This window comes from Nitrospira sp. (genome assembly GCA_024760525.1).
GTDB lineage: Bacteria > Nitrospirota > Nitrospiria > Nitrospirales > Nitrospiraceae > Nitrospira_D.
In genome coordinates, this window is record CP060499.1 from 1,256,264 (window position 1) to 1,268,598 (window position 12,335).

Here is a 12,335-nt window from a genome sequence, read left to right on the forward strand (position 1 = left end):
GATGATGCCATCCGCTAGGTCATCAACTCTTCATTCAGCGCGACGGTCTTGATGTGGGCGAAGACTCGCTGCTCTGGTTTCAATCCCAGCGTGACGAGCGATTTCCGGGTGATGCTGGCCACGAGAGGAACTCCGATATCCAACAGCACGTCGACCGAGGCCTGGTCCATCTCCCGGATCTCGACAATCGTGGCCTCCAGAATGTTCAACACGCTGGTCGGCGCGATGGCCTTCTCCAGGACGAGGCTGACATCACTGGAAAGGATGTGTACGCGCACGACCTGTCCAACGGCGACCGGCTGAAGCGGCACAAAGAGGCGCTGGCCATTGAATTCCAGTTGGGTGAGGCCGTACTGCGCTTCGTGAGCAGCGACATGAGCCTCCAAGATGGCGCCGATTCGATGCGCTCCGAAATGTCCCCGGAATTGCAAAGAAGTGAACAGCTCATTGAGCGCGCCGGACGCGATGACCTTCCCCTCTTTCAAAAGAACGACACGGTCTGCCAGTTGAAGGATTTCAGCGATCGCATGACTGACATAGATCACCGGGATGCGGAGTTCCTCATGCAGACGACGGATAAAGGGAAGGAGCTCTTGCTTGCGTTGAATATCCAGCGAGGCAAGTGGCTCATCCAACAGGAGCAGTTTGGGACTTGTCAGCAGCGCGCGGCCGATCGCCACTCGCTGTTGCTCGCCGCCGGAGAGTTTGTGAATACGGCGTTCAAGCAGATGGGCGATTCCCAGGATGTCGACGATTTGTTCGATTGCAATGCGACGTTCTTCTGAAGGAATACGCGTGTAGCCATACAGCAGATTTGCGCGTACGTTGTAATGGGGGAACAGGCGGGGTTCTTGGAAGACATACCCGACCGGCCGCTTATAGAGCGGCAGGCACAGATCTTTTGCTTCATCCTGCCAGACATCCTCGCCGACCTGCATGAAGCCATCTGGAGCCCGTTCGAGCCCGGCCAGACATCTCAAGAGAGTGGTCTTCCCCGATCCGGACGGTCCGAAGATGGCGGTAATGCCCGACATCGGAACATCCACATCGATGTCCAGATGAAACGCCGAAAATCGCACATCAAAGCGGGCCAACAGTCGGCTCATGACACATGGATGGGGAATCGTCGGTTTACGATGTACACGGCCAACAATACGAGAAACGAGAAGCCTAGCATGAAGGCGGAAATCGCATGCGCCTGACCATATTCCATGGCTTCGACATGCTCAAAAATGGTTGTCGAGAGGACGCGCGTTTGTCCCGGAATCGATCCCCCGACCATGAGCACCACCCCGAACTCTCCCATCGTATGCGCGAACCCGAGCACAATCGCGCTGATATAGCCTCGTAGCGCGATAGGGGATATCACCGTCAGAAACGCATCCAGCTTCGACGCGCGTAGTGACCAGGCGGCTTCCAGCGGAGCCTGACCGGCGGCTTCGAATGCGCTTTGCAGCGGCTGTATCACGAATGGCATCGAATAAAAAACCGAGGCGATGACCAGGCCGGTGAAAGTAAATGCCAGTGTGAGGTTGGCAAAATGGCCTAACGGTCCGTACGGACCCAGCGCGACGAGAATGTAGAATCCCAGGACGGTAGGAGGAAGCACGATCGGGAGCGCGACAGCGGCTTCCACGATGGGTCTCAATCGGGATCTGGTATGAGCCAGCCACCAGGCGAGGGGAGTTCCCACAATTAGAAGAACAACCACGGTCATCGTGGCCAGTCGGACGCTGACCCATAGCGCGCTGAGATCCAGGTCTGTCAAAGCTCCCATATGCACGCTCTACTTCAACTCATACCCATAGTATTGGATGATCTTTCCGGCTTGCGGCCCGCTCATGAACTCCAGGAGCGCTTTTGCCGCTGCATTATCCTTTCCCTTCGTCAACAAGATCACGTCTTGTTTGATCGGTTCATGCAGATTGGTGGGGACATCCCAGCGGCTGCCTTGCCCCTTGATTCTCGGATCCATGACTTGAGATAAGGCCACAAATCCCAATTGCGCATTCCCGGATTCGATGAATCCCATCGTCTGGCCAATACTTTCACCCATGACGATTTGGGGTTGCAGAGTCTCCCAGAGCTCCAGCTTTTGTAGAGTCTGCATGGCCGCGACGCCGTATGGTGCGGTTTTTGGGTTTGCGATGGCCAAACGTTTGAATTTCTTTGAACGCAACGTCTCTTCTCCCTTGATCAGATCGGCATTCGGACTCCAGAGCACGATCCGGCCAATGGCATAGGTGAAACGGGAATCCTTGACGCCCAACTCCTCATCTTCCAACTTCTTGGGCCGTTCCATGTCGGCTGAGAAGAACACATCGAACGGTGCGCCATTCTTGATCTGCGAATAAAAATTTCCGGAGGAACCGGCAGCAACCCGAAGCTGATGCCCGGTCGATTGTTCAAACTCGATTGCGATTTCACGGAACGGCGGAACAAAATTGGCGGCGACGGCCACTACGGCTTGTTCGGCGAAGGCCGATGGTACCGCCATACTCGAACACACACACAAGCACCATGCGAGAACCTTCAGTTTCATGGTCAATCCTTTCTAAATTCTGAGCCGTATCGACGCATAAAAATAATCCGAATCTTTGTTTCCACCGGAAGGCATTTGGGCGAGGATGGTGGGGCTGTCAAAATACGAGCCTTTGAACCAGTGCACGTACCCCACATCGAAATCTAGGTTCGCGTTGATCATCCATTGCGCTTGCAGTTCGACGTCATGCCCCAACGACGTGCCGGAATTCCCGGTCTGGTCCCGCAAGCCGGTATTGCCGAAGACATCTCTGTCCTGCGCCAGATACCAAACGCGATGTTTGGCCATCAAAATCCAATTGGGAGTTGGGTTGAGGAATATGCGCCAACCCGGCGTGATGAGGTTGGTTCTGGAAAATGGGCCCCAGGTGCCGGTTGGCCCGTACTCCCATCGCCGCGCGCCAAACAAGGTGTCGAACCCTTCATCCTGACTATCGCCCGGTTGGCGATCTCCACTGGCATAGTCAAATTGAAACACGAGTCGAGGGGTCCAGGGCACATTGAACATATAGCCGAGTTCCAGATGCTGAAAGTGGGCGAAGTGATCGGTGACGCCACGACGGCCGGTTTGCCACGTGGTCTCTATTTCATAGTCCGGTTCCCCCGGCTTGGGGTCCTTGTAGAAGCGACCTCCGGCGGTCGTGTAGGTACGGTGCGTAGTCCCGTTCGGGAGTCGTTGATCGTTCAGGCCCAAATAATAGGCGTCGACCAGGAACCATGGGAAATGGCGACTTTCAAAGTAGGTTCCCCAAAAGAGCAGGTTGTTGTATTGTTGATCGAGCCTCGTGTCGTCACGCACGACCGGTTGCGTCGCAAACCCCCGGATTCTCCAGGTCTTGTCTTGACTGAGTTGCCAGTGAAACCCATCGAAGGAATTGGTCGTGTTGCGAAACGCATTTCGTGCGACCAACCGGCGATTGCCGAGATCCAAGGTCATGCGTCCGAAGTGAACATCGGTACGAAGCCCGGTTCCAAAGAGATTGTTTACGGTTAATGACCCGACCAACTGTAGGACGTCGAATTCATTGACTGTGGTCGTGTCCCGGAAATCGCCACGGTCTCCATCGAGAAAGGAACGCGAATCTTGCCCCTCGAACAAGAGCTTCAAAGGACCGTCGCCACCTAAGCCGATACGCACCCTCGACCGCAAGGCAATTTGTGCGTCCGTCCGTCCGTTTCCAATGGCCTGGCTGGCCCGCCAGGGATGATCATATGATTCAAACCGGGTTCGGTTTTCGAACCCGAGATCGAGCCAGTCGGGTAAGTGGAGCGCAGTCTTTTCGTAACGAACCCACTCCATTTCCCGCCGTCGATTCAGCACCGCATCGACGGGTTCGATCCAATTTTTCCCCTGACGATCGGTGACTTTGAAATACTCTTCGTCGTTGATCCAGTGTTTGTCGTGCATGAGTTTGATGACCGGATCTTCCGTCTCCTTGAATTCCCATTTGCCGTCTTTCTGTACCAGCTCCCCATACTCGACGGCCTTTGTTATGTCCGTCCCCAAAAACAGGAGCGGCACACTGAGCAAGGCCCACCACCACGATTTCTTCGACATCGATTCTCCTTTTTGTTCCGGCGGTTGTTGTAAAAGTGTGTGTGAAACCTGGCGAGAAAGTACTTAAACGGCCCGCAGGGCATGGACTTTCCCCGTGTCGGTCGTGTCGTATCCTCCCAAGGCTTCGATCTCATTTCGAAATGGTCCGCTCACGATGGTCTCAAACAAGTGGGCTAGGGTCGGATGGGATTTTAAGTAAAACTTGGGTACGACCAGATCGTAGCGCGCGGCTTGTAGTGGAACGAAGTCGAGTCCAAAAAGTTGTGCCGCCGAGCGAATGCCAATCCCAACGTCGGCCTGGCGTCCATTGATGGCTCGAGCCACTTCAAAATGAGAGGATACGATCCGGTCGTATCCTTGAACATGGGTCGGTTCTACTCCGGATGCCCGCAATCGTTGATCAAGCAGCAGCCTCGCCCCAGAGCCTTCCTCCCGATTGACCACAGTAACCGTCGGTTGGGCAAGATCGGCTGCAGTCCGGATGGACAATGGATTGCCTTTTCGAACCAAGAAGCCCTCTTCCCACGTCGCAAACGTGACGATTTCATAGGCCGATCCTTTGAGGTGCCGCCGAAGGAACGGCATATTCGATTCGCCGGTGGCTGGATCAAATAGGTGCAATCCGGCAACATGGACCTCGCCACGCTGCAAGGCCCGCAGCGCCGCCATGCTTCCCATCGGCCAACCGACGACCGTCGTCTGATCCTTGCGTCGCCGTAAATGTTCACCGGCCAAAAAAATCGCCGGGTCGCATCCGGCCACGGAGATTTCCTGTTGGATCACTTCCCGATCCCGCGAAAGTTTGACTCGAACGGTCGTGCCGGAGGACTTGTGATGCGTGTCGGCGATATATCCATCGGCAGGAACGGCGATGGAGAGCTGCCCGCCCAAGTCGGCGACAGGGCGCACGATCATCCGTCTTCCTATAGTGGAAACCTTGACCCGAATGGGGGAAATATTTGGCTCTTTTTCTAGGCGCTGACCGATCAACTCACCTTCGATGATGTCTTCAGCCGGGATAAGAGCGAATAGATCCTCTACACGGCATGACAAAACAGAGGCCAGCCGGAGCGCAACGGCCGTGGTCGGCAAATACCGATTTGATTCAATGGAAGAGACAGCCTGCCGCGTCATGCCCGCTCGCCTGGCGAGCTCGCCCTGAGAGAAGCCGTTCCTCGTTCGGACAGATTTGAGGCGATTGGAAAACTGACCGGCGTTTTCACGTTGTTCGGTCTGAATCTTCATGGCGGCTGTATAGCAAGCACAATTGTCATATGTCAATTATAATGTACACGTTTTTTTCGTAAGGCCAAAAATGAGTAAATTGTCTAGCTGGGAATATTGGAAATCGAGAGGATGTCAAACAATCATTTAAGGATATGAATATCTCGTAAATAGTTGAGTTTATTATAGATAGTAAAAAGTTAGAGTTTATTATTTATTATGTTGACAAAGAAACTCTAGTTTAGTTATAAGATGCATCGTTAATCATGATCGGTAATGTAGGGATTGAGTTGATTTCAGAAAGTCAGCCGTAAACATGTCTAAGGCAGATCAAGACGTAACGAATTCAAACTCAGATGCGGCGGTCGAGCAAGCAATTCTGCTCGCACTGAGAGGAATTCGGTTCGGGTCTGTCGAAATCATCGTTCATGACTCCAAAGTGGTCCAGATTGAACGAAAAGAAAAGACACGCTTTGACGGCACACTTTCACGCTCGATTCGATAACGCGCTGATGACAGTTCAAAAAGAGCGGCTGTACCCAGGAGTATTGAGACGATCGGGTAGGTAGTCCAGACGACTGGAAGTGCCAGAGTTGCTGTCAATTCATTTAACTAAGAACTGACCGGACCACCGGAAGTTCACATGTCAGGAAGGAACGCGACATGAGAATTTCCGGTTCCATTCTTTTGCTCGTGATCATGGCGATATCGCTTACACGTGTTTCACCGACTTTGGCCGTGGAAGAAGGTCAATTCGTGAGGAAGGACGGCAAGTGGGAGTACTACTCGGGCGAAGATCCAGGCTTGAAGTATCTCTACTTGAAAGGACTGATTTCGGAAGAAGAGTACAGCAAAGGCCTGAAGGTCATCGAAACCAGAGAACGGCTCACCAAGCCGAACTTTAATGTCGATGTCAACAATGGATTGAACTTCCGCGTCGGTGAAAAATTTCTGCTCAAGCTTCGACTGCTTACACAAGTGCGCTACACCCACAGTGCTTACAACGAGGCCTGGGGGATAATCGGCGACTCGAGAAATCCGGAGATTCTCGGTGGGCAAGTCGAGTATCGAGCATATCGGTATCAGAGCGATTCGAATAAATTTTCAGTTTCCAATGTGCAGCTTCAATTCATGGGATACGCCTTTGATCCTGACATTCGATACAATTTTTCTTTGGCGGCGACCCAACCGGCCTTTGACCAAGAAGGCGGGAGCGGACGACTCAACCTGCTCGATGCGTATATTTCGTCATGGCACATCCCTTGGGCCACGGTTCAAGTCGGTCAGCAACGAGTCTGGTTCAATCGCGCGCTGATCACGTCCAATGCCACGACGACTTTTGCGGATAACATGGTGGTGCAGAGGGTTTTTGCGGCGAACCTCCAGAGCAGTCGGGACGTGGGTATCACCATTATGAGTGATGAAGAGAAGTATAAGTTTAATTATGCCATCGGTATTTGGGGCGGAGTTGGAGCAAATCTCACGCGAGAGGGCACGGCGGTCAGTCAGAATGTGCTGCCACCCACCGGCGGAGGAGGGCCAAGTGCCGGAACGACCAGAACATACAACTACGATACTCGTTTTTTGACCGGGGAAATGATGTACACGGTCAGATTGCTCTATAAGCTCGCGGGCAATCCCGGGTACGGCCAGGGAGATATTCTCAATTCCAGAACCCCTCAAACCGCCGTCGCCTTCGCCTATGCTTACGATCCGGCTCAAAACTACCTGAGCTCGATCCGATCCGACATCGTCGAGCGGACGTTTCGTCAGCGAGTCACCCAGGCCTACAATGGGAGGCTACTCGGTGGCGGCATTTACGATTTTCACACGTTTAATCTGGATTATATCCTCAAATACAAGGGCTGGTCGCTTCAAGCGGAAGGGTTCTATCGCATTCAAGATGTACGGAATGGCGATGCTGGAACCAGACCGTTCGACTTGGGAACAATCCCGACCAGTCCGCTCGCCGTTGGGCCGCCGGTGTCACTTGGTGATGCCTGGGGCTGGTATGTGCAAGTGGGGAAATATGTGATCCCGCGCAAGCTCGAAGTCGCGGTCCGATATGGCATCCTGGATCCTTCGATCAGACAGAAACAGGATTTGACCAAAGAACTGGGCGTTGCCATCAGCTATAGCTTTGACGGCACGTACAATAATCGCATCATTCTCGATTATTCGAATATTACGATGGGCAGCGGTGGACGAGCGCCGGATCGGTTCCCCTTCGAAAATCTTCCGGGATTTGGCCGGGATCTCGTCGAAAACCGATTCAATGTCCAGTATCAATTTTATTTCTAACGCAGATGAAACAGCACAGACATAAGGAGACTGTCATGACATTCGCGCATCGCCTTGCTCGCGCACTGTTCTTCATCAGTATCGTCTCATTTGCCGGATCAGTGACTCCACCCGCGTATGCACAATCCGAGGTCCTCACCATCGCGGCGGCTACTAACCTGAAAGACGTGCTTCGAAAGATATTGCCTCTTTTCGAAGCGCAAAACCGAGACCTCGCGGTACGGGTCATTTATGCGCAACCCAAGACACTCACCAAGCAAATCGAGGAAGGGGCACCGGTGGATGTATATCTTCCTGCGCTCATCGAGGACATCGATCAGCTGGAAAGCAAGGAGCTTATCCTTAAAGGCACCAAACATGTCTACGCTCGTACGGCCCTTGTGTTGATCACCAACAGTGCGTTCCCGGCACAGCTCGACTCCATTCAAGATCTTGAGACCAAACCCGTGAGGCATATCGCCATCGGAGATCCCTCGGCGTCAGCCGTCGGCAAAGACACCATCCAGTTCTTGAGAGATCGAAACCTCGAGTCCCGTCTGAAATCTCAATTCATCTACGGAGAACATTCTCGAGCCGTCCTGGATCTTGTCTCAAAGGGAGAGGCGGAGCTGGGTGTGGTACATCGAACCGATGCCATCGGATCTAAGCGAGTGCGCATCATCGATTCGGCGCCATCCGGCAGTCATAGACCGATCACATACGGAGTCGCCTCACCTTGGACGGCACGCAACATTTCGGGAGCCCGCGACTTCGTTTCGTTCCTGCAGAGCGAAAAGGCGCAGGGGGAATTCAAACAATACGGATTTGAGCCGATCGTATCAGATATCAACCTCACACAGCGCGAGGAGGTCAAGCCATGAGGGAAAGGACAAGCAGTGACAAACATCGTAGTTCATGGTTTGCCCGCACACTTCTCGTCCTAAGCATCGCCATCATGAATGGTTGCGCAGGGACTTCAGTTGCGCCGGAGATGAGCATCTATCAATCCGGACTCAATCGTGTGTATTTAGAGAAAGATCCTGCTCCTCACGTGAACACTCATCCAGCGGCATTAACTCCAAGCGAGGTCGGTTCGTTGTTGAGAGGGGTGCGCATTTGGAAACAACGCAACATGGTCCATCAACTCCTTTCCGGAGAAGCCGAGCGAACAAGGGCCTTTCGCAATGAAGAGGTAGCGGTGCTCGCACCGGCAATTTCCAGGGCCTTGGAGCTGGCCTCGCCGGATCAGCGTGTCTATTTTCACCTCGGTCAGGTGACTGAGTATGGAGAAGAGGAAACGACATCCGGTTGGCTGTCCGTTCAAGGCAATCTGCTGTATCTCGCCTTGAGCGAAGCCCATGACCGCCATAGTCCTGGGCCTGACATCAGCAAGTATGACCGTCAGATGCCGAATGTGCCCGAACAGGCTCCGGCCTTTCATGCGACATTTGAGCCGGAAGAGTATTTGCACTCCACCCGTTCCGGTTGGAGCTTGTTCACGATCGACCAGCGGGAGGAACTGCAGATTCGGTACCGTGACGCACTTGACGCGCTCACAAAAAGTCCCCGCTCGTGAACGAGCAGTCCGGTTCGACCGGTCTGAACGGGATTGCTGTCGTGGAGGCGATTGGGTCATGAAGACTGAGAAGAGAAAGGAGCATGTTGTGCGGATAAAACGGTTAGCACCTATATCTATAACGGCAGTGTTGTCTGGATTGCTTTTGCTGAGTTCATCGCTTCAGGCTGCCGAATCGGTGGTCATCTTAAATGTGTCCTATGATCCGACGCGGGAGCTGTACCAGGAATTCAATGCGGCCTTTGCCAAGTATTGGCAGAAGGAAAAAGGCCAACCGGTCGTCGTCAAGCAATCGCACGCTGGGTCCAGCAAACAAGCGCGGGCCGTGATCGACGGCCTGGATGCCGACGTGGTGACGTTGGCCTTGGCCTATGACGTGGATGCCATCGCCAAAGCTCGCCTGTTGCCGGCAAATTGGCAGACACGGTTGCCACACAACAGTTCACCCTATACCTCGACTATTGTCTTCCTGGTGCGGAAGGGAAATCCCAAAGCCATTCGTGATTGGGACGACCTCGTGAAACCCGGAGTGGCGGTCATTCCTGCCAATCCGAAAACGTCGGGGGCCGCGCGCTGGGCCTATCTGTCCGCATGGGGCTATGCACTGAAAAAATATGACAATAGCGACACGAAGGCTAAGGAATTTATCGGAAAGTTTTACGCGAATGTGCCGGTGCTCGATTCGGGTGCACGGGGTGCAACCACGACATTCGTTGAGCGCGGAATCGGGGACGTGCTGGTCGGATGGGAAAACGAGGCATATTTGGCGCTCAAGGAATTCGGCGCGGGGAAATTCGAGATTGTGACCCCGTCGGTCAGCATCCTCGCTGAGCCGACCGTATCGCTCGTCGATTCGGTGGCGAAGAAAAAGGGCACCGAAACCCAGGCGCAGGCCTACCTCCAGTATCTCTATTCAGATGAAGGCCAGGAGATCGCAGCCAAGCACTTTTACCGCCCCCGTTCGGAGGCGGCGTTGGCCAAATATGCGGGCCAGTTCTCGAAAGTGAGTTTGTTTACGATCAATGACGTATTCGGAGGGTGGCAAAAGGCACAGCAGACACATTTTGCAGACGGTGGAGTCTTTGACGAGATCTACAAGCTGAAATAGCTCGCCGAGCGCGGGGCTAATGGCGGAGGCGGCAGGGAGTCGGGGGTGATTCCGCCGAAGTGTTCCGGAAGCGGTCGGGCGGCAGAAAAAGTCGCGTAGAGCATTGGACGGGGCGCAAGCATCGTGATCTGGTGCGATCGATCCCTAAAGGCACTGAGGCAGTCGTCGTGGTGTTGGACCGGGTGAGTCATACATTGGCAAGAAGAGTGCGCGGTGAAGCGTCGCGCCGAGGATTGCCTGTGTATTTTTTGAAGCGAGGCCGACAGATGGATGTCGATGCGCGCTCGGAATCTGTTTGTTTTGATTCTCGTCGATATCGGGAACTTTCTATCAATGGGTAACCTCGATCAAAGAATTCCGCATGTCGGCATTGTCGCCGGAACGGCTGAGGGAGCAGCCCTCTGTTACCGGACCTTGAGTCTGGAAGCGGAGCATGTCTTGGGGCGCCGAGATGAGCACCCCGAGATCACGCTCCATTCGTTCCCCCTTGATCTATATCTCAACGCGATCGACCGGGACGACTGGAGAGAGGTGGCGGCTCTCATGTCTCACTCGGCCTCCAAACTGGCCCGGGTCGGCGCCGATTTCATTATTTGTCCGAACAACACGTTGCACAAGGCTATTGACTTGGTTGAATCGCCGCTCCCGTGGCTGCACATCGCCAAGCCGGTTCTGGAAGAAATCATGCAGCACGGATGGCGACGAGTCGGAATTCTCGGAACGCAGATCGTCATGGAAGGGTCGATCTATCGGCATGCGCTGAAGCAGCGAGATATACAGATGGTGATTCCAACGGGGGCCGACAGGGTCCGAATTCAGCAGATGATTCGGAGTGAACTGATTGCAGGCCGGTTCACAAGCGGCTCTCGCCTTTTTTTGCAGAAGGTGATCTCGGAGATGGCCGAGGAGGGGGTTGAAGCGGTCATTCTCGGATGCACGGAATTGCCTGTATTCCTCTCTGAGGAACAATCGGTTCTTCCGCTGCTGGACTCTACACGCTTGCTGGCGCGAGCTGAGCTGCGTTACGGGGTCCAGAGGCAATGGCAGTCGGGAGAAGAGCGTGAGACAGGTCGTCGATGCATGAGAGTTTCACCAACAGAGTGTTGTGTGCGGACCAAAACTGACATGGCGATGAAGGCTTCAGTGATGAGACGAGTGGGTTTTCGTATACACGGAATACCCGCGAATTGATACGGACAAACACCTTATGCGCCTGACGTTGAAACAGCCCAGCGTGCTCCCAGGATTCGGTCTGACATTGGGGTTCGCCATCTTTTATTTCAGCCTCATCGTGTTGATCCCTCTCAGCGGCCTCTTTATAAAGACCAGTACATTGTCCTGGGAACAGTTTTGGGAGATCGTCACCAACCCACGGGCCATTGCCTCCTATCAGCTGACGTTCGGGGCTTCGCTGGTCGGCGCGCTCATCAACGGATTGTTCGGGTCGATCATCGCGTGGGTGTTGGTCAGGTACCGTTTCCCAGGCCGGTCTCTCGTCGATGCGCTCGTCGATCTCCCCTTTGCCCTGCCGACCGCAGTCGCCGGCATTACGCTGACGGCGATCTATGCGTCAAACGGATGGATCGGCCGGTATCTGGAACCGTTGGGCATCAAGGTCGCTTTCACTCCGTTGGGTGTACTTGTTGCGCTGACGTTCATCGGATTGCCGTTTGTCGTTCGTACTGTACAGCCGGTGCTGCAGGATTTGGACAAGGAAGTTGAAGAGGCCGCCACCACGCTGGGGGCCAATCGATGGCAAACATTTCGAGCCGTCATCGTGCCCGAGCTTTGGCCTGCGCTCCTGACCGGGATCGCGATGGCGTTTGCGCGCGCCGTCGGGGAGTATGGATCGGTCATTTTCATTGCGGGCAATATGCCCCTCAAATCGGAGATCACCCCGCTGCTGATCATGACCAAATTGGAACAGTACAATTATTCGGGAGCCACTGCGCTGGGCGTGGTGATGCTTGTGGCATCGTTTGTCCTGGCCTTGGCGATCAACCTCCTTCAGTGGTGGAGCAGCACTCGCCACATGAATCAATAGGAAC

Annotated in this window: 12 protein-coding genes; 7 read left to right on the forward strand and 5 right to left on the reverse strand. The window is 54.1% G+C overall.

What is annotated here, in order from left to right:
- Positions 1-14 precede the first annotated feature (14 nt).
- From modC to H8K04_05995, 5 genes are all read right to left on the reverse strand, one after another.
- A complete protein-coding gene (gene modC / locus H8K04_05975; protein UVT17098.1) occupies positions 15-1,106 on the reverse strand; it encodes a molybdenum ABC transporter ATP-binding protein in 1,092 nt (363 codons plus the stop codon).
- Positions 1,103-1,777, reverse strand: a complete 675-nt coding sequence (modB, locus tag H8K04_05980; GenBank protein ID UVT17099.1) for a molybdate ABC transporter permease subunit — start codon at positions 1,775-1,777, stop codon at positions 1,103-1,105. Before modB ends, modC begins: the two co-directional genes overlap by 4 nt.
- Before the next feature lie 9 nt (positions 1,778-1,786).
- The gene (gene modA / locus H8K04_05985) at positions 1,787-2,542 is read right to left on the reverse strand and encodes a molybdate ABC transporter substrate-binding protein (protein UVT17100.1); all 756 of its coding nucleotides are present in this window, start codon (positions 2,540-2,542) and stop codon (positions 1,787-1,789) included.
- Between the two features lie 12 nt (positions 2,543-2,554).
- Positions 2,555-4,099: an alginate export family protein gene (locus tag H8K04_05990; protein ID UVT17101.1), complete on the reverse strand. Its 1,545-nt coding sequence runs from the start codon at positions 4,097-4,099 to the stop codon at positions 2,555-2,557.
- Between the two features lie 63 nt (positions 4,100-4,162).
- Positions 4,163-5,344, reverse strand: coding sequence for a helix-turn-helix domain-containing protein (locus H8K04_05995; GenBank protein ID UVT17102.1), 1,182 nt, complete (start codon positions 5,342-5,344; stop codon positions 4,163-4,165).
- Between the two features lie 295 nt (positions 5,345-5,639).
- On the opposite strand from H8K04_05995, the gene H8K04_06000 reads away from it, so the two are divergent.
- The 7 genes from H8K04_06000 (at position 5,640) to cysT (ending at position 12,331) form a co-directional block, all read left to right on the forward strand.
- On the forward strand, positions 5,640-5,828 hold the full coding sequence (locus H8K04_06000) for a YezD family protein (protein ID UVT17103.1): 189 nt from the start codon (positions 5,640-5,642) through the stop codon (positions 5,826-5,828).
- Between the two features lie 158 nt (positions 5,829-5,986).
- On the forward strand, positions 5,987-7,624 hold the full coding sequence (locus H8K04_06005) for a hypothetical protein (GenBank protein ID UVT17104.1): 1,638 nt from the start codon (positions 5,987-5,989) through the stop codon (positions 7,622-7,624).
- Positions 7,625-7,659: 35 nt separating this feature from the next.
- Complete coding sequence (gene modA / locus H8K04_06010) at positions 7,660-8,484, forward strand: molybdate ABC transporter substrate-binding protein (GenBank protein ID UVT17105.1); 825 nt, start codon at positions 7,660-7,662, stop codon at positions 8,482-8,484.
- Positions 8,481-9,179 (forward strand): hypothetical protein, encoded by a 699-nt coding sequence (locus H8K04_06015; protein ID UVT17106.1) that lies wholly within the window; start codon positions 8,481-8,483, stop codon positions 9,177-9,179. The genes modA (H8K04_06010) and H8K04_06015 overlap by 4 nt, the downstream gene beginning before the upstream one ends.
- Positions 9,180-9,237: 58 nt before the next feature.
- Positions 9,238-10,287, forward strand: coding sequence for a sulfate ABC transporter substrate-binding protein (locus H8K04_06020; protein UVT17107.1), 1,050 nt, complete (start codon positions 9,238-9,240; stop codon positions 10,285-10,287).
- Between the two features lie 354 nt (positions 10,288-10,641).
- A complete protein-coding gene (locus H8K04_06025; protein ID UVT17879.1) occupies positions 10,642-11,478 on the forward strand; it encodes an amino acid racemase in 837 nt (278 codons plus the stop codon).
- 16 nt (positions 11,479-11,494) lie between these two features.
- Entirely contained in the window at positions 11,495-12,331 is an 837-nt protein-coding gene (gene cysT, locus H8K04_06030; protein ID UVT17108.1) for a sulfate ABC transporter permease subunit CysT, read from the forward strand.
- Positions 12,332-12,335 lie beyond the last annotated feature (4 nt).